Genomic DNA, 17,147 nt, shown 5'->3' on the forward strand with positions numbered 1-17,147 from the left:
TGACCTGTGCCGTTCACCACCGGCCCGGCGAACCCACCGCTCAGTTCCGGCGGTCCGGATGGCACAGCACCATGACCGCCCGCGCGACGAGCTCCCCGGCCCCGCCCAGTTCCCGGCGGTAGCGCTCGGTCATCTCTCTCACGGCGTCCACGAAACCGGGGTCGACCGCGCGGGCCCGGGCCGGGGCCGGGAGCCCCTGGGCCATTTCGCGGCGACGGGCCAGCAGCGCGATGATCTCCTCGTCGAGACGCTCGATCCGGGTGAGTGACGTGTCTTCTGCGGGGTTGATCGCCTGGCTCGTCGTCACGCTGGGTCTCCGTTCGTCTGCGCGGAACGTGTCGCGTTCCTCCACGGCTGGTCGTTGAACACCTTGCCCGTGGCGGACGGCGACAATGCCTCCGGCGGCTCGACGGTCCCCTGCACCCCACAAGTACCGGTCAACGGCTCAGGCCGGCACGCCCAAGGACTCCAAAGCCCTGACGAGGGGGGCGAGTTCGGGGGTGGTGGCGGCTTGGTCGAGGGCTTCGCGCAGGGCTTTCTCGTTGGTGGGGCGGGCTTGTTCGAGGAGGGTGCGGCCGGTGTCGGTGACGTCGGTGTAGATGCCGCGGCGGTCGGTGGGGCAGAGGTAGCGGGAGAGCAGGCCGCGGTCCTCGAGGCGGGTGACCAGGCGGGTGGTGGCGCTCTGGCTGAGGACGACGGCGTCGGCGACCTGTTTCATCTGGAGGTGTCCGCCCTCGCCGTCGTGCTGGCGGCCCAGGACGTCGAGCAGGGAGTACTCGCGGACGCTGAGGTCGTGGGCGGACTGGAGCGCCTTCTCGATGTGTGCCTCGATCCGTCCGTGCAGCAGGGAGAGCGCGCACCAGCCCTGGGCGAGGGCGGTGAGCGCGGGGTCAGTGGCGGTCATGGGGCCTGCTTCCTCCGTCCCGATACGGATACACCCAGGATATTGCATCGCTGAAATTTCCGGCGTCTGCTTCTATAGTGCGCGCGTAACTATCGACACGGTGGTCGCGCACGTCGAACCACCCCTGGCGCGCCTGGCCCCCGAGACTGCCCGAGCAGCCGATCTTCTACCCGGTCCTGGACGAGGACTACGCGATCAGGATCGCCCGGGACTGGAACGTCAAGCACGACGGCGCCGGCTTCGTGACCCGCTTCCAGGTCGAGTCGGACTTCCTCGACCGCTATCCCGTCCAGCAGGCGGGTGGCCGCACGATCCTCGAACTGTGGGTCCCGGCCGAGGAACTCGACGAGTTCAACGCGCACATCGTGGGTCGGATCGACGTCGTGCACGGGTTCCACTGAGCGGCTGAACCACCCGCTACGGGGTCCTGGACGCCCTGAAGGGGCGCGGGAAACTGCGCGACCGGCCACAACGAACCCGCAGCCACCCGCGGACGCGGGGCGCGGAGGCTCGTGGCGTCATGATCGGGGCAACGGCGTCCGTCCGGGGCTCCGCCGTACGGCGGAACCTGCCGGCCGACATCAGCATCCCCTTCTCCCTCGGCTTCATCGTCCTGGTCCTGACGATCACCACCCTGACGAGCCTGCGCGCGGCGAAGAGGCACGACATGGTGGACGCGGAAGGCGTGGCGTGACGGCGGCCGGAACCCGCATGGCCTCGCAGCGATCCGCCCTGGACCTGAGGACCTTGACTTGGAGAGCGCTCCAAGTTCTACCGTCGGCACGGTCGGCGAAGGACCTGTGAACGGAGACGGCCATGCGCGTGGGCGTGCACATCAACCGGTTCAACCACCCCGCGGGCGCGCCCGCACTCGGTGCCGAGCTCGCCGCCGCGGGCGCCGCGGCGGAGGCGGCCGGGGTGAGCTGGCTGTCGGTGATGGACCACTACTTCCAGATGGAGTTCAACGGCGGCGCCGAGGATCCCATGCTGGAGGCCTACACGACCTCTCCTTCCTCGCCGCCCACACCGAGACGGTCCGGCTCGGCGCGCTGGTGACCGGAGTGACGTACCGCCACCCCGGCCTGCTCGCCAAGATCGCCACCACGCTCGACGTGCTCTCCGGCGGCCGGGCGGCCCTCGGCATCGGGGCCGCCTGGTACGACCGGGAGCACGAAGGTCTCGGTGTGCCGTTCCCGCCCCTCGCGGAGCGCTTCGAGCGGCTGGAGGAGACCCTGCGGATCTGTCTGCAGATGTGGGACCCGACGGCGAACGGCCCCTTCGAGGGCGCCCACTACCGGCTCGCCGAGACCCTGTGCGTACCGGCCCCGGTCAGCACTCCGCACCCCGAGATCATGATCGGCGGCAGCGGCGAGAAGAAGACGCTCCGCCTGGTCGCCCGCTACGGCGACGCCTGCAACCTCTTCGCCACCTCCCCGGAGGAGGTCGCGCACAAGCTCGACGTGCTGCGCGGCCACTGCGACACCGAGGGGCGGGACTACGACGAGATCCGCAAGACGATGACCTACTCGGGCGAGGCGGCCGACGAAGGCGACCTGGACGCCTTCCTCCGGGACGTCACCGGTTACGCCAAGCTCGGCCTCGACACGGTCATCCTCGCCCCGCGGACCGGCGCCCCCGCAGAGTGGATCGAGAGCTTCACGGCACCCGCCGTACGAAGGCTCGCGGAACTGGACTAACCCGCCCGCGCGGCGGAGGGCCGGCTGCGGGAGACGACACGGGTCCCGCGGCCGTCCGTCACCCGGACCTGGAGCGAACCGCACGCGCAGCGGGTCCACACCGTGCCGCCCGCCGCCGTGCCGTGCCGGGACACCACCTGGAAGGGTTCGGCATCGTCCGGCCAGGCGCAGTGCGGGCAGACGGCGCGGGTCGTGCTGGTCATGGTGACTCCTCGAAGCTCGTGACCGGACAGGGCCGTCGCGACACAGCCCAGGATGCGGCGGAGTCATCGTTCACGTCCAGGTTGACTTTCCGTACGTCATCTTGAAGCGTGGACTTCATGATCGATCTGCGCCGGCTCCACGTCCTGAGGGCGGTCGCCCACTACGGCACGGTCACCGCGGCCGCCCGCGCCCTGCACTTCACCCCGTCGGCCGCCTCGCAGCAGATCCGCCAGCTCGCCCGCGACCTCGGCGTGGACCTCCTCGAACCCCAGGGCCGCGGGGTCCGGCTCACCCCGGCCGCCGAGAGCCTGCTCGCGCACGCCGACGCCATCCAGGTGCGCTGGGAGCAGGCCGAACTCGATCTGCGCGCCGACCGCGGCGAGCCCGCCGGGCCACTGCGGGTGGGCGGTCTGCCGGTGTCGGTCCCGGTCCTGCTCGCCCCGATGGCGGTCCGGCTGCGCGAGCGGCACCGCCGGCTGACCGTCAGCGTCCGGGAGACGGGCGTACCGGACAGCTTCGACCTGCTCTTCGAGGGGGAGATCGATCTGGCGGTGGTGGAGGCGACGCCGCACAACCCGCCCGTGGGCGACCCCCGCTACGACCAGCAGCCCCTGTTGGACGACCCGTTCGACCTGGTCGTCCCGGCGGATCATCCGCTGGCCGGGCGGGACCTCGTGGATCTCGCGGACGCGGCTCGCGAGGACTGGGTCGCCCCCTTCTCGGACAGTCCCTGCCGCACCCACGTCATGTCGGCCTGCGGCGCGGCCGGCTTCACCCCGAGCGTGGTCCACCAGGCCCAGGACTGGAACGTCACCGCTCACCTGGTCGCCCACGGCCTGGGCGTGGCCCTGATCCCCCGCCTGGCCCACCTGACCCCTGACCTGCCGATCACACGGATGCGCTGCGCGGGCAACCCCCACCGGAAGCTCCTGACCTGCACCCGCGCCGGAGCTCGGCAACGCCCGGCGGTCGCGGCGGCGCTGGGGGTTCTGCGGGACCTGGCACTCACGGCGGCGGCTTGAGGCGGCGCGAGCGGGACGCGCCCGCAGGGGCGCGGGGAACCGCGCGATCAGCCCACCGGCCCGCAGACGACACGCAAGGGGGCCGGAGTTCGAAAACTCCGGCCCCCTTGTCGGAAACCGTTCAAGCACCGCGGGTTCAGGCGGCCGCGACCTCACCCGTGTTGCTGTGCAGCTGGGCGACGACCTCGGTGAGCTGCGCGGCGACCTCGGCGTCGTCGGCCGGGTGGGTCTCGGCGAAACGGACCACCGAGCCCGGAATGGACAGCTTGACGTCCTCGAGCACCTTGCCGCCGGCGATGCCCACGGCCTTGCGGGTCTCGTCCTGCGCCCAGACGCCGCCGAACTGGCCGAACGCGGTGCCGACCACGGCGACCGGCTTGCCGCCGAAGGCGCCGGCGCCGTACGGACGGGACAGCCAGTCGATGGCGTTCTTCAGCACCGCGGGGATGGTGCCGTTGTACTCGGGGGAGAAGAGCAGGAACGCGTCGGAGGCCTGCGCGGCCTCACGCAGCTTCGCGGCGGCCGCCGGGACGCTGCCCTCGACGTCGATGTCCTCGTTGTAGAACGGGATCTCGGCGAGGCCCTCGTAGAGCACGACCTCCGCGCCCTCGGGGGCGTGCTTGACGGCCGCCTCGGCGAGCTGACGGTTGTGCGAACCGGCGCGAAGGGATCCGACGAGCGCAAGGATGCGAACAGACATGCGTAACTCCAGGGGTGGTGAAACACGGCGTTAACGTTCCGGACCGGGGTCCGTTTTAATTTCTAGCACCTTAAACGGACCGAGGTCCAGTTCTCTTCCCGATGCTTTACGCTGGCTTCATGTCCGCGACCCTGCCGCCGTTCCCGAACCCCCAGGAGCCCGTCGACACGCCCCAGCTCCTTGAGGTCGGCTCCGCCCACGAGGCCTGCCTCCGCGCCGACGCGGCCCGCAACCGCGCCCGCCTGCTGGAGGCCGCGGCCCGGCTGATCGCGGAGCACGGTGTGGCCGGAGTCACCATGGAGGCGGTCGCCCAGGCGGCCGGCGTCGGCAAGGGCACGGTCTTCCGTCGCTTCGGCGACCGCACCGGACTGCTCATGGCGCTGCTGGACCACTCCGCGCGCACGCTCCAGGCGGACTTCATCGGCGGCCCGCCGCCGCTGGGTCCCGGCGCCCCGCCCGTCGAGCGGCTGCGGGCGCTCGGCACGGCCCTGCTGTACCGCTACGCCGAGCAGCTCGACCTGCTGCTGGCCGCCCAGTCGGAACCGACCCGCCGCCACTCCCACCCGTCGGCCAGGGCACTGCACATGCACACCACGATGCTGCTGCGCCAGGTCCTCCCGGACGCCGACTGCGACCTGCTGGCCCAGACGCTGATGGCGTATCTCGACCCGGCCCTCATCCACCACCTCACCCAGCAGTGCGGCATGCCCCTGGAGCGTCTGGAGGCCGGCTGGTACGACCTCGTCGCCCGGGTGACCGGCACGGACGTGCCGCGCTGAGCCGAGGCGCAACCCCACATGTGGGCGTCGTCACAGCTTCTGCAAAGATGACGATCGTCATGGTGCAGATACAGAACACGTCCGCGTCCCCCGTCACGCGCCCGGTTCCCACGAGCGCCGATGTGGCCCGCCTGGCCGGCGTCTCGCGCGCGACCGTCTCCTACGTCCTCAACAACACCAGCGCCGTCCGGATCAGCGAGCCCACGCGCCGCCGTGTCCACGACGCCGCCAAGGAGCTCGGGTACGTCCCGCACGCGGCCGCCCGCAGCCTGCGCGCCGGCCACAGCCGGATGGTCCTGATGCCCGCCCCGTCCATCCCGGTCGGCCCGCTCTACAGCCAGTTCATCAGCGAACTCCAGTGGGCCCTGGGCCGGTTGGACTACACCGTCGTGCAGTACGGCAGTGTCGGCCTCCAGGGCGACGAGGCGGCCCGCGCCTGGGCGGAACTGCGCCCGGTGGCCGTGCTGGTGCCCGGCACGGGACTCGGACCGCAGGGCGTGGCGCTGCTCCGGCGCTCCGGTGCCCGCGCGGTGGTCACCCTCGGTCCCGAGGCGGTCGAGGGCGCCCACGCCCTGCTCATGGACCACGCGGGCGTCGGCCGCGGCGCCGCCGCCCACCTGTACGCCCGCGGCCGGCGCCGCATCGGCGTCGTGGTGCCCGAGGAGCCCGGTCTTGAGGCCTTCTCGCTGCCCCGTCTGGCCGGCGTGCGCGAGGCCCTGGACGGCACCGACGCCACCCTGACCGAGCTGCCCCTCGCCTTCGAGGAGCAGTCCGCGGCCGGGCTGGCGGCCCGCTGGCGGCACCTCGGTCTGGACGCCGTGTTCGCGTACAACGACGAGTACGCGATGCTGTTAATGCGGGCCCTCCAGGACGAGGGCGTGCGCATACCGGAGGACACGGCGGTGATCGGCGCCGACGACCTGCTCCTCGGGCGGCTGCTGCGGCCCAGGCTGAGCACGGTCCACCTGGAGCTCCCGTCCGGCCGTGACCTCGCAGAACTGGTCGACCGCGCGGTGCGGGAACCGGGCACCGCGACCGAGACGCACACGGTGCTGGGTGCCACGGTCGTGCACCGCGACTCCAGCTGACGCAGGGAGGGCCTGCCATGCGCACCACGGTCGGGATCATCGGCGGCGGCCCCGCCGGACTGCTCCTCGCCCGCCTGCTGCACCTGGCCGGCATCGACTGCGTGGTCCTGGAGAGCCGGACCCGGGAGTACGTCGAGCACCGCCAGCGCGCCGGGATGCTGGAACAGGGCACGGTCGACGCCCTGCGCGCGTGCGGCGCCGCCGACCGCCTGGACGCCGAGGGGCTCGTCCACCAGGGCATCGAGCTGCGGTTCGCGGGGGAGCGGCACCACCTGGACTTCCCCGCGCTCACCGGCGGCCGCACGGTCACCGTCTACGCCCAGACCGAGATCGTGAAGGACCTCGTCGCGCTCCAACTGGCCGAGGGGCCGCCCCTGTTGTTCGAGGCGGAGGCCCTGGCGGTCGAGAAGCCGGACAGCGACGCCCCGCGCGTACGGTTCCGGCACGAGGGCCGTGAGCAGACGCTGACCTGCGACTGGGTCGCCGGCTGCGACGGCTTCCACGGCATCTCCCGCGAGGCCTTCCCGGCGGCGGCGAGCCGGACGTACGAGCACGACTACCCGTACTCCTGGCTCGGGATCCTCGCCGATGTCGCGCCGTCCTGCGAGGAGTTGATCTACGCCCGCGGCGAGCGCGGCTTCGCCCTGCACAGCATGCGCTCGCCCCTTGTCTCCCGGCTCTACCTCCAGGTGCCCAACGGCACCCGCGCCGCCGACTGGTCCGACGAACGGATCTGGGACGAGCTCGACGCCCGCTTCGCGATCGACGCCGAATGGACCCTCGCCAGAGGTCCGATCACCGCCAAGTCCGTGACCCCGATGCGCAGTTACGTCCACGAGCCGATGCGGCACGGCCGTCTGCTGCTCGCCGGTGACGCCGCGCACATAGTGCCGCCGACCGGGGCCAAGGGACTCAACCTCGCCGTGTCGGACGTATCCGTCCTCGCCAGGGCCCTGACCGATCTGTACCGCACAGGATCTGCACAACCGATCGACAGATATTCGGAGTTGTGTCTTTCTCGTGTGTGGCAGGCCACGCGTTTCTCGTATGACATGACTAGGATGTTGCACGCTCAACCAAATGGGGATGCGTTCGAGAGCCGGATGCAGCTCGCACGGCTGCGCCGTATCACCGCATCCCGCCATGCGGCCGCCGAACTGGCCGCGAACTACACGGGACTACCGCTCCCCGTGTGAGTCCCACCGGTGATCGAACGGAGAGCCGTCATGTCGTTGCTCGAACCCAGGAGCTGGCAGCCCCATCCCCTGTCGGGGCCCGAGTACGCGGTCACCGAGCCCGCCACCGGTGACACGCTCGCCACCGTCACCCTCGCCACGGGCGAAGACGTGGAGCGCTCCGCCGAGGCCGCCCGCGCCGCCCAGAGCGAGTGGGCCCGCCTCCCGCACTTCGTCCGCGCCGGAGTGCTGCGCAAGGCCGGCGACCTGTTCGCCGCACACGCCGACGAACTGCGCGGATGGCTCGTCCGGGAGTCCGGGTCCATCCCCGGCAAGGCCGACTTCGAACTGCACGTGGCCGCCCAGGAGTGCTACGAGGCCGCCGCCCTGGCCTCCCGCCCGGCCGGTCAGGTCCTGCCCAGCGAGGCGCCGAGGCTGTCGTACACCCGCCGGGTCCCCGTCGGTGTCGTGGGCGTGATCTCCCCCTTCAACGCCCCGCTGATCCTCTCGATCCGCTCGGTCGCCCCGGCCCTCGCGCTCGGCAACGCGGTGATCCTCAAGCCGGACCCGCGCACCGCGGTCTGCGGCGGCATCTCGCTCGCCGCGGTCTTCGCCGAGGCCGGGCTGCCGGAGGGCCTCTTCCACGTCCTGCCGGGCGGCCCGGACGTCGGCCAGGCCCTGGTCGCCGATCCGCGGGTCCCCGTCATCTCCTTCACCGGGTCGACCGCCGCGGGCCGTGCCGTGGGGGAGGCGGCGGGACGCCACCTCAAGCGCGCCCACCTGGAACTCGGCGGCAACTCCGCCCTGATCGTCCTGGAGGACGCCGACATCGAGGCCGTGATCTCCACGGCGGCCTGGGGGTCCTTCTTCCACCAGGGCCAGATCTGCATGACGACGGGCCGCCACCTCGTCCACGCGTCGCTGTACGAGGAGTACGTCGAACGGCTGGCCGCCAAGGCCGACTCGCTCGCCGTCGGCGACCCGTACCGCGAGCAGGTCCACCTCGGCCCGATCATCGACGACCAGCAGCTCGCCAAGGTGCGCGGCCTGGTCGAGGCCAGCACCGCGCAGGGCGCCAAGCTGGCCGCCGGCGGCACCCACGACAGGCTCTTCTACCGGCCGACGGTCCTCGCGGGCCTCGACGACAGCACCCCCGCCTACGCGGAGGAGGTCTTCGGGCCCGTCGCGCCCGTACGGTCCTTCGGCACCGTCGACGAGGCCGCCGCCCTGGCCGCCGCGGGGCCCTACGGCCTCTCGCTCGGCATCGTCACCGGGGACGCGGCCCGCGGTCTCGACCTGGCCGAGCGGATCCCCACCGGGATCGTGCACATCAACGACCAGACCGTGAACGACGAGGCGGTCGCGCCCTTCGGTGGCATCGCCGCGTCCGGCACCGGCGCCCGGTTCGGCGGCGAGGCCAATGTGGAGGCCTTCACCGACGTGCGCTGGACGACGGTGCGGGCGGACGTGGCGACCTATCCCTTCTGAGGGTCACTCGCCGTTCTGCTCGGCCTGGGCCTGCTGGGCGGCCACGGACTTGCGGACCTCGTCCATGTCCAGCTTGCGGGCCTGCCCGATGACGTCCGTCAGGGCCGACTCGGGCAGCGCGCCCGGCTGGGCGAACACCGCGACCTGGTCGCGGACGATCATCAGCGTCGGGATCGACTGGATGCCGAAGGCCGCGGCCAGCTCCGGCTGCGCCTCGGTGTCCACCTTGCCGAACACCAGGTCGGGGTTGTCCTCGGCCGCCTTCTCGTAGACCGGCGCGAACTGGCGGCAAGGACCGCACCAGGACGCCCAGAAATCGATCAGGACGAACTCGTTGTCCGTGACCATCTGGTCGAAGTTCTCCTTGGTGAGCTCCACGGTGCTGCTCATGACGTGATCCCTCTTCCTGGTCTCGGAGCGAAGCCGTCGGCACAACACGGCTTGCCGGCCGGGTATTCCACAGCTGTCACCTCTCGGTATCCGGCGCGCGTACCCCTGGTGGCCCGAGCGCACACCACCCACCAGACTGGGCCCATGACGGAAACGGAAAACATCGCCTCCAGTACCTACGACGTCGTGGTGCTCGGTGCCGGACCCGTGGGGGAGAACGTGGCCGACCGCACCCGCGCGGCCGGCCTCTCCACCGCGGTCGTGGAGAGCGAGCTGGTGGGCGGAGAGTGCTCGTACTGGGCCTGCATGCCCAGCAAGGCCCTGCTGCGGCCGGTGATCGCACAGGCGGACGCGCGCCGCCTGCCGGGCCTGAGCGCCTCCGTGCAGGGCCCCCTCGACGCGGCGGCGGTCCTCGCACGCCGGGACTACTGGACCTCGAACTGGCAGGACGACGGCCAGGTCGGCTGGCTGGAGGGCATCGGCGCCGACCTCCACCGCGGCCACGGCCGCCTCAGCGGAGAGCGCACGGTGACGGTGACCGGCCCCGACGGCGTACGGAAGGTGCTCACCGCCCGGCACGCCGTGGCCGTCTGCACCGGCACCCGCGCGGTGCTGCCCGACCTGCCGGGCCTCGACGAGGTCAAGCCCTGGACCAGCCGTGAGGCCACCAGTGCCAAGGCCGTACCGGGCCGTCTCGTCGTGGTCGGCGGGGGAGTGGTCGCCACCGAGATGGCCACGGCCTGGCAGGCCCTCGGCTCCCGGGTGACCCTCCTCGTGCGCGGGAAGGGACTGCTCAACCGCATGGAGCCGTTCGCCGGCGAGCTCGTCGCCGAGTCGCTCACCGAGGCCGGCGTCGATGTCCGCACCGGCACCTCGGTCGAGTCGGTCACCCGGGAGAACGGCACCGTCGTGGTCGTCACCGGCACCGGCGACCGCATCGAGGCCGACGAGATCCTCTTCGCCACCGGACGCGCCCCGCACACCGACGACATCGGCCTCGACACCGTCGGCCGGGAGCCGGGCAGCTGGCTGGAGGTCGACGACAGCCTGCGCGTCATCGGCAGCGACTGGCTCTACGCCGTCGGCGACGTCAACCACCGCGCGCTCCTCACCCACCAGGGCAAGTACCAGGCCCGCATCGCCGGGGCCGCGATCTCCGCCCGCGCCTCGGGAGCCGAGGTCCAGGCGGACCCCTGGGGCGCGCACGCCGCCACCGCCGACCACGACGCCGTACCCCAGGTCGTCTTCACCGACCCGGAGGCAGCCGCCGTGGGCCTTTCCCTGGCGGAGGCCGAACAGGCCGGACACCGCGTCCGCGCGGTCGACTACGACCTCGCCTCGGTGTCGGGCGCCGGTCTCTACGGCGACGGCTACCGCGGCCGGGCCCGCATGGTCGTCGACCTGGAACGCGAGATCCTCCTCGGCGTCACCTTCGTCGGCCCCGGCGTCGGCGAACTGATCCACTCCGCGACGATCGCGGTCGCCGGCCAGGTCCCGATCAGCCGGCTGTGGCACGCGGTCCCGTCGTACCCGACGATCAGCGAGGTGTGGCTGCGGCTGCTGGAGGCGTACCGGGACAACTAGGGCAGCTCGAAGCCGAGGGACGCGGCCGCCCGCTCCGGCGTCGGCTGCGTCCAGTGCTCCGCGACCGCCCGGTTCGAGGACAGGGAGCGCAGTTCGGCGCGGTCCAGGTAGAGGGTGCCGTCGAGGTGGTCCGTCTCGTGCTGCACGATCCGCGCGGGCCAGCCGCGGAACACCTCGTCGACCGCGCGGCCGTTCTCGTCCTCGCACCGCAGCCGGACCTCGGAGGGCCGCGCCACCACGGCCTGCCACCCCGGCACGCTCAGGCATCCCTCGAAGAACGCCACCCGCTCGGTGCCGACCGGCTCGTACGACGGATTGACCAGGACCCGGAACGGCAGCGGCACCCGCCCGCGCGCCAGCCGGACCTCCTCCGGCACGGGCGCCGGGTCCTCGACGACGGCGATGCGCAGCGGCACACCCACCTGCGGGGCGGCCAGGCCCACACCCGGCGCCGCGTGCATGGTGACGCGCAGGGCCTCGACGAAGCGGGACAGGAGCGCGGCGTCCAACTGGCCGTCGTAGGGCTCGGTGCCGTGCCGCAGGACCGGTTCGCCGGCCGCCACGATCGGCAGCGGGCCGTCGGCGGCCAGGAGTTGCTCGACCAGCTCGGCAAGGGGCGCGCGGTGACTCGGAGTTGCCATCGCGCCAGGATGCCATGCAGGGCCTTGTGACGCAGGTCACTTGAGGGGCCGGGAACTCGACCCGCCCTCGCTCCGACTACTGGACCGACACCGTCCCCAGCCCTCGGAGAAGCCGCCGATGTCCATCGCCCCCTCGACCACCAAGGACGAGGTCCCGCAGCCGGCCGCCCCCGCTCCGGCCCCCAGCAGATGGGCCCCGCTGCGCCCGCTCGTCCTGCGACTGCACTTCTACGCCGGCGTGTTCGTCGCCCCCTTCCTGCTGATCGCCGCCGTCACCGGCTTCCTCTACGCGGGCGCCTTCCAGGCCGAGAAGATCGTCTACCGGGACGAGATGACCGTCGCCGCCGTCGGCGACAGCCGACTGCCCGTCTCGCGACAGGTGGACGCGGCGCGCAAGGCCCATCCCGAGGGCACGGTCTCGGCGGTGCGCCCCGCCCCCGAGGCCGACGCGACGACCAGGGTGATGCTCTCCGGAGTGCGGGGCGTCGACCCGGACCACACCCTCGCCGTGTTCGTCGACCCGTACACCGGCGAGGTCCGCGGCGCGCTGGAGCAGTACGGCTCCACCGGCGCGCTGCCGCTGCGCACCTGGATCGACGAGTTCCACCGTGACCTGCACCTCGGCGAGAACGGGCGCCTCTACAGCGAGTTCGCCGCGAGCTGGCTCTGGGTGATCGCGGGCGGCGGTCTGGTGCTGTGGTTCTCCCGTCGCCGGGCGCTGCGCAAGGTGCGCGGGACCAGCGGGCGGCGCCGCACCCTCGGACTGCACGGCAGTGTCGGCGTCTGGGCCGCGGCCGGCTTCATCTTTTTGTCGGCGACCGGACTGACCTGGTCGACGTACGCGGGCGCCAACATCGACGAACTGCGCACCTCGCTCGGCCAGTCCACGCCGTCGGTCTCCGCGTCCGCGGGCGGTGACCACTCGGGCCACGGGGCGTCCGCCGCGGCCGGGGACGCCGCGCACGGTGTCGGCCTCGACAAGGTGCTGGCCGCCGCCCGCGCCGAAGGGCTCGGCGACCCCGTCGAGATCGTGCCCCCCGCCGACGAGTCGTCGGCCTATGTCGTACGGCAGGTGCAGCGCAGCTGGCCCGAGAAGCAGGACGCGGTCGCGGTCGACCCGGGGACCGGCCAGGTCACCGACACGCTGCGGTTCGCTGACTACCCGCTGCTGGCCAAGCTGACCCGGTGGGGCATCGACCTGCACACCGGCGTCCTGTTCGGGCTGGTGAACCAGATCGCCCTGATGCTGCTCGCGCTCTCGCTGGTCCTGCTGATCGTGTGGGGCTACCGCATGTGGTGGCAGCGCGGCCGGGGCTCCGCCTTCGGCCGGCCGATCCCGCGCGGGGCCTGGCAGCAGGTGCCGCCGCAGATCCTGGTGCCCGCCGTGGCCGTGATCGCCGTCCTCGGGTACTTCGTGCCGCTGCTGGGCATCCCGCTGGCCGGCTTCGTCGTCGCCGACGTGGTCCTCGGCGAGATCGCGCACCGGCGGGGCAGGGGGAAGGCGGCGGCCTGACACCCGCGCGGGTGCGCCTAGCCGGTGAGAGCGGCGAGCTCCGCGTCGGCCCGCTCGGTGACGAGGCTCAGCACGCGTCCGGCGACCGCGAGATCCTCCTCGGGGATGCCGGCGTAGACCCGGGCGGTGAGAGGGGCGGTCTCGGCGGACGTCGTCGCGAACAGCTCGCGCCCGGCGTCCGTGATCCGCACCCGGGACGAGCCCTGCGGAGCCAGGAGCCCCGCGGAGATCAACTCGTCGACGACGGAGTGCGCCTCCGCCGCGTCGATCTTCAGCGCGCCGGTCACGTCCCCGGCGATGAGCTCGCGCTCGACCGGTCCCTCCGCGACGGCGGCCAGCCGCAGGGTGACGGACTGCTGGAAGCTCACGCCGTGGCGGGCCAGGACGTTCTCCAGGAGTGCGCGGGCGGCGTAGTGGGCCAGGGCTATGACGCGGGGGTTGAGGACGGGAGGGGTGGTGGTCATGACTGCTCCTCGGAAGTCTCGTTCGTCGGGTCGAGGGGGGCGTCGAGCAGGGTCGTGAGCTCCCGCTCGAACGCCCTCGTGCGTGCGCTGTCCAGGCCGCCCAGCGGCGCCAGCAGTTGCTCCAGGAGTCCCCGGACGATGCCGATGGCCTGCCGGGTCCGCTCGCGGCCCTCCTCGGTGAGCGCCAGTTGCACCGCGCGCGGGTCGCGCGGGTCGCGGGTGCGCTCCAGGAGCCCGGCGCTCTCCAGGGAGCGCGCCAGCTTGGAGACGTAGAGCGGTTCGAGCCCGGTCCGGTCGGCGAGGCGTCGCTGGCTGGGGCGCTCGCCGCCGCGCTGCATGCCGTACAGCGAGGCGACCAGCGAGTACTGGGCGTGTGTCAGGCCGAGCGGCGCCACCGCGCGGTCGACCGCGACGCGCCATTTCATCGACAGTCGCCAGACCAGGAAACCGGGCGTCGCGCCCTCGGATGCCGTACTCATGCACGATACAGTACATGGCTACTATAGCCATGGCTACTATTATCCGGACGGGGCCTGACGGGAAGCGCCCGACGGGGTTAGGTTGGGCGTCATGAGCAATCTTGATCGCCAGGCCGTCCCCGCCCTGTGCGGCGGCCGCGGCTTCGTGGTGGCGGAACCCGTGCGCGAACTCCTGAGTCCCCGCCGCGTGAAGCTGGGCGAGTCCAGCGAGGTGCGCCGGCTGCTGCCCAACCTGGGCCGTCGCATGGTCGGCGCCTGGTGCTTCGTTGATCACTACGGCCCCGACGACATCGCCGACGAGCCCGGCATGCAGGTGCCCCCGCACCCGCACATGGGCCTTCAGACGGTGAGCTGGCTGCACCAGGGCGAGGTCCTGCACCGAGACTCCACCGGCAGCCTCCAGACCATCCGCCCCCGCGAGCTGGGCCTGATGACCTCCGGCCGTGCGATCAGCCACTCCGAGGAGAGCCCGAAGTCGCATGCCCGCTTCCTGCACGGCGCCCAGCTCTGGGTCGCCCTGCCGGATGGCCACCGCCACACCGACCCGCACTTCGAGCACCACACGGGGCTGCCGCAGATCACCGCCCCCGGCCTGACGGCCACGCTCATCTTGGGCGAGCTCGACGGCGCCCGCTCGCCCGGAACGGCGTACACCCCCATCGTCGGCGCCGACCTGAGCCTCGCCCGCGGCACGGACGTACGCCTGCCGCTGGAACCGGACTTCGAGTACGCCGTCCTGTCCATGTCCGGCGAGGCCCACGTGGACGGGGTGCCGGTGCTGCCCGGCTCGATGCTCTACCTCGGCTGCGGCCGCACCGAACTCCCGCTGCGCGCAGAGTCGGACGCGGGCCTGATGCTCCTGGGCGGTGAGCCGTTCGAGGAGGAACTCGTCATGTTCTGGAACTGGATCGGACGGTCCCAGGCGGAGATCGAGCAGGCCCGCGAGGACTGGATGACCGGGACGCGCTTCGGCGAGGTGAAGGGCTACGACGGCGCCCCGCTGCCCGCTCCGGAACTCCCGCCCCTGCCGCTGAAGCCGCGGGGCCGGGTGCGCTGAAGTGTCGTACGGCCCCGGGTCCGAAGCGAACCCGGGGCCGTATGCGGGGTGTTCGGATCAGGCGTACGCGTCGAAGGGGATGCCGGACGGCTTGGAGTGGTCGAGGGCGTACTGGAAGTCGCCGTCGTCGATCTTCAGGGTGGCGGAGCCGAAGTCGGCGGCGATGAGCTTCTCCCGGTACCCGGCCGGATAGCCGTTCCAGCCGACGAGGCGCGGGAAGAACCAGCCGCCGGTGGCGTTCTCCGGGGGCTCGTCGCCGCCGCTCGCGAAGCGGAAGCAGTGCGTCGAGATGCCGTCCTTGTGGTAGACGATCTTCGGGTGGGTGCCGTCGAAGCGCACCGCCGAGCGGGCGGCCACCTGGTAGCCGGAGTGCTGGGACACCGACACGTACTGGGCCTGGTCGCCGTTGACCCACACCACGACGTGCTCCCAGTCGTGGGTGTGCCCGATGGCCGCCGGACCCAGCGTGGCCTGGTCCTTCTCGAAGTAGCTGGCGTACATCACGGCACACCAGCCGTTGTTGCACTTCGCCCGGGAGTAGGTGTTGGCGTTGGCGAGCTGGGCGTAGTCGTGGCACTTGCCGTTGACGTCGCCGCCGAGCTTCAGACCGGGGTTGATCGTGCCGTCGGCGCCGATCGCGGCGGTGGCGTAGCAGCCGTCACCGTCGTAGTCGTAGGCGGGGGAGAAGGTCTGCTCCAGGCCGTCGGCGTTCTGGGGCAGCAGGGTCAGGACGTTCGCGTGGGCGGTCGCGGGCAGCGCCACGACGAGCGCCAGCGCGCCCACGGCCGTGATCAGGGATCGCAACGTGCGCATGCCGTACCCCTGTCAGCAGTAGAGGTTGCCGCCGGGGCTGACCCCGAGGATCGACGTGAACCGGTTGTAGGCGTCGACGCGGCTCTGCACCTGGGCCGGGTTGCGGCCGTCGCACTCCAGGGAGCCGTTGATGGAGCGGATGGTCTGGCCGAAGCCGGCCTGGTTGACCATGGCGTTGTGCGGGGTCATGGTGCCGGGGCCGGACTGGGTGTTCCAGTACCACAGGCCGGTCTTCCACGCCACGGCGGAGTCGTTCTGCACCAGCCAGGGGTTGTTGAGCAGGTCGATCCCCAACGCGTCGCCCGCCGCCTTGTAGTTGAAGTTCCAGGACAGCTGGATCGGGCCGCGCCCGTAGTACGCCGCCTGACCGGCGGGGCAGCCGTACGACTGGTTCCAGTCGCAGTAGTGCGGGTAGTTGGCGGTGTTCTGCTCGACGATGTACACCAGACCGCCGGTCTCGTGGTTCACGTTGGCGAGGAAGGCCGCCGCCTCCTGCTTCTTCACCGTGTCGCTGCCGGTGGTGGCGAAGCCGGGGTAGGCGCTCAGTGCCGCGACCAGGCCGCTGTAGGTGTAGAAGGAGTTCCGGTTCGGGAACATCTGGTTGAACTGCGCCTCGCTGACGACGAACCCGGACGGGGTGCTGCCGCCGCCGCTCGCCGGCGCGTTCCACTTCTGGTTGGCCGTACCGGAACAGGTCCAGATCTGCAGCCGGGTGCCGTTGGCGCTGTTGTTGTCCCGGACGTCCAGGCACTTGTTCGCGGCCGGGTTGACGATGTCGCGCGCGCCGGAGACCACCCACTGCTGGTTGGCGCCGCCCGAGCAGTCCCAGAGCTGTACCGACGCGCCGTCGGCGGTGCTGCGGTCGGCGACGTCCAGGCACTTGCCGAGCGCCCGCAGGGTCCCGTCACCGGGGTTGGACCAGATCTGGGCGCCGGTGCCGTTGCAGTCGTAGAGCTGGACGGCCGTGCCGTTGGCGGTGGACGCTCCCGCCACGTCGACGCACTTGCCGGCGAGGCCGGTGATGGTGCCGGAGGCGGCGTGCGCGGGTGTCACGGTGAACAGCGCGGTGAACATCGCGGCCAGGACGGCGAAGACCGCGAGGCGGCCTCCGCGGAGGGATGAGGACATGGGTGGGCACGCTCCTTGAGG

The 17,147-nt window shown here is 71.9% G+C and carries 18 protein-coding genes and 3 pseudogenes; 11 read left to right on the forward strand and 10 right to left on the reverse strand.

The features are described from left to right. Positions 1–40: 40 nt before the first annotated feature. On the reverse strand, positions 41–307 hold the full coding sequence (locus tag ACIQJT_RS02810) for a hypothetical protein (protein WP_402639315.1): 267 nt from the start codon (positions 305–307) through the stop codon (positions 41–43). Positions 308–445: 138 nt separating this feature from the next. Next, positions 446–904: a MarR family transcriptional regulator gene (locus tag ACIQJT_RS02815; protein ID WP_365459525.1), complete on the reverse strand. Its 459-nt coding sequence runs from the start codon at positions 902–904 to the stop codon at positions 446–448. Positions 905–1,029: 125 nt separating this feature from the next. On the opposite strand from ACIQJT_RS02815, the pseudogene ACIQJT_RS02820 reads away from it, so the two are divergent. The 3 pseudogenes from ACIQJT_RS02820 to ACIQJT_RS02830 form a co-directional block, all read left to right on the forward strand. After that, positions 1,030–1,305, forward strand: a pseudogene (locus tag ACIQJT_RS02820) (hypothetical protein); the annotation flags it as partial. A gap of 176 nt (positions 1,306–1,481) precedes the next feature. Further along, a pseudogene (locus ACIQJT_RS02825) lies at positions 1,482–1,598 on the forward strand (TerC family protein); the annotation flags it as partial. 122 nt (positions 1,599–1,720) lie between these two features. Continuing rightward, a pseudogene (locus tag ACIQJT_RS02830) lies at positions 1,721–2,601 on the forward strand (LLM class F420-dependent oxidoreductase). Here ACIQJT_RS02830 and ACIQJT_RS02835 read toward each other — a convergent pair. Continuing rightward, positions 2,598–2,804 (reverse strand): hypothetical protein, encoded by a 207-nt coding sequence (locus ACIQJT_RS02835; RefSeq protein WP_053847708.1) that lies wholly within the window; start codon positions 2,802–2,804, stop codon positions 2,598–2,600. The pseudogene ACIQJT_RS02830 and the gene ACIQJT_RS02835 sit on opposite strands and share 4 nt — an antisense overlap. A gap of 117 nt (positions 2,805–2,921) precedes the next feature. On the opposite strand from ACIQJT_RS02835, the gene ACIQJT_RS02840 reads away from it, so the two are divergent. After that, positions 2,922–3,827: a LysR family transcriptional regulator gene (locus ACIQJT_RS02840; RefSeq protein WP_402639317.1), complete on the forward strand. Its 906-nt coding sequence runs from the start codon at positions 2,922–2,924 to the stop codon at positions 3,825–3,827. A gap of 136 nt (positions 3,828–3,963) precedes the next feature. Here the strand turns inward: ACIQJT_RS02840 and ACIQJT_RS02845 are convergent, their stop codons facing one another. Then, complete coding sequence (locus tag ACIQJT_RS02845; protein WP_053847706.1) at positions 3,964–4,527, reverse strand: NAD(P)H-dependent oxidoreductase; 564 nt, start codon at positions 4,525–4,527, stop codon at positions 3,964–3,966. 101 nt (positions 4,528–4,628) lie between these two features. On the opposite strand from ACIQJT_RS02845, the gene ACIQJT_RS02850 reads away from it, so the two are divergent. From ACIQJT_RS02850 to ACIQJT_RS02865, 4 genes are read left to right on the forward strand one after another with little or no spacing between them, the layout of a single operon-like run. Beyond that, on the forward strand, positions 4,629–5,306 hold the full coding sequence (locus ACIQJT_RS02850; protein WP_365459513.1) for a TetR/AcrR family transcriptional regulator: 678 nt from the start codon (positions 4,629–4,631) through the stop codon (positions 5,304–5,306). 59 nt (positions 5,307–5,365) lie between these two features. Beyond that, entirely contained in the window at positions 5,366–6,394 is a 1,029-nt protein-coding gene (locus ACIQJT_RS02855) for a LacI family DNA-binding transcriptional regulator (protein ID WP_402639320.1), read from the forward strand. Between the two features lie 17 nt (positions 6,395–6,411). After that, positions 6,412–7,590: a 4-hydroxybenzoate 3-monooxygenase gene (locus ACIQJT_RS02860; RefSeq protein WP_402639322.1), complete on the forward strand. Its 1,179-nt coding sequence runs from the start codon at positions 6,412–6,414 to the stop codon at positions 7,588–7,590. Between the two features lie 30 nt (positions 7,591–7,620). Further along, positions 7,621–9,057: an aldehyde dehydrogenase family protein gene (locus ACIQJT_RS02865; RefSeq protein WP_402639324.1), complete on the forward strand. Its 1,437-nt coding sequence runs from the start codon at positions 7,621–7,623 to the stop codon at positions 9,055–9,057. Positions 9,058–9,060: 3 nt separating this feature from the next. Here ACIQJT_RS02865 and trxA read toward each other — a convergent pair whose 3' ends face one another. Continuing rightward, positions 9,061–9,447 (reverse strand): thioredoxin, encoded by a 387-nt coding sequence (trxA, locus tag ACIQJT_RS02870; RefSeq protein ID WP_053847702.1) that lies wholly within the window; start codon positions 9,445–9,447, stop codon positions 9,061–9,063. Positions 9,448–9,591: 144 nt separating this feature from the next. Between trxA and ACIQJT_RS02875 the strand changes: the two genes are divergently transcribed. Further along, positions 9,592–11,031, forward strand: coding sequence for a dihydrolipoyl dehydrogenase family protein (locus ACIQJT_RS02875; protein ID WP_402639326.1), 1,440 nt, complete (start codon positions 9,592–9,594; stop codon positions 11,029–11,031). On the opposite strand, the gene ACIQJT_RS02880 is transcribed toward ACIQJT_RS02875, so the two are convergent. Further along, positions 11,028–11,672 (reverse strand): peptide deformylase, encoded by a 645-nt coding sequence (locus ACIQJT_RS02880; protein ID WP_365459498.1) that lies wholly within the window; start codon positions 11,670–11,672, stop codon positions 11,028–11,030. The two genes, ACIQJT_RS02875 and ACIQJT_RS02880, sit on opposite strands and share 4 nt — an antisense overlap. 118 nt (positions 11,673–11,790) lie before the next feature. Here ACIQJT_RS02880 and ACIQJT_RS02885 point away from each other — a divergent pair, with 118 nt between their 5' ends. Beyond that, on the forward strand, positions 11,791–13,185 hold the full coding sequence (locus tag ACIQJT_RS02885) for a PepSY-associated TM helix domain-containing protein (RefSeq protein ID WP_402639328.1): 1,395 nt from the start codon (positions 11,791–11,793) through the stop codon (positions 13,183–13,185). 17 nt (positions 13,186–13,202) lie between these two features. Here ACIQJT_RS02885 and ACIQJT_RS02890 read toward each other — a convergent pair whose 3' ends face one another. Both ACIQJT_RS02890 and ACIQJT_RS02895 read right to left on the reverse strand, forming a co-directional pair. Next, positions 13,203–13,649: a MarR family winged helix-turn-helix transcriptional regulator gene (locus ACIQJT_RS02890; RefSeq protein WP_402639330.1), complete on the reverse strand. Its 447-nt coding sequence runs from the start codon at positions 13,647–13,649 to the stop codon at positions 13,203–13,205. Beyond that, entirely contained in the window at positions 13,646–14,128 is a 483-nt protein-coding gene (locus ACIQJT_RS02895; RefSeq protein WP_365459489.1) for a MarR family transcriptional regulator, read from the reverse strand. The genes ACIQJT_RS02890 and ACIQJT_RS02895 overlap by 4 nt, the downstream gene beginning before the upstream one ends. A gap of 91 nt (positions 14,129–14,219) precedes the next feature. On the opposite strand from ACIQJT_RS02895, the gene ACIQJT_RS02900 reads away from it, so the two are divergent. Beyond that, the gene (locus tag ACIQJT_RS02900) at positions 14,220–15,185 is read left to right on the forward strand and encodes a pirin family protein (protein WP_365459486.1); all 966 of its coding nucleotides are present in this window, start codon (positions 14,220–14,222) and stop codon (positions 15,183–15,185) included. Between the two features lie 57 nt (positions 15,186–15,242). Here ACIQJT_RS02900 and ACIQJT_RS02905 read toward each other — a convergent pair whose 3' ends face one another. Next, entirely contained in the window at positions 15,243–15,998 is a 756-nt protein-coding gene (locus ACIQJT_RS02905; protein WP_402639333.1) for an NPP1 family protein, read from the reverse strand. Positions 15,999–16,010: 12 nt separating this feature from the next. Further along, positions 16,011–17,126 carry a glycoside hydrolase family 19 protein gene (locus tag ACIQJT_RS02910; RefSeq protein ID WP_402639335.1) on the reverse strand — a complete coding sequence of 372 codons (1,116 nt, stop codon included), beginning with the start codon at positions 17,124–17,126 and terminating at the stop codon, positions 16,011–16,013. Between the last annotated feature and the right edge of the window lie 21 nt (positions 17,127–17,147).

The sequence above is a fragment of the Streptomyces sp. NPDC091972 genome, assembly GCF_044756385.1.
Lineage (GTDB): Bacteria > Actinomycetota > Actinomycetes > Streptomycetales > Streptomycetaceae > Streptomyces.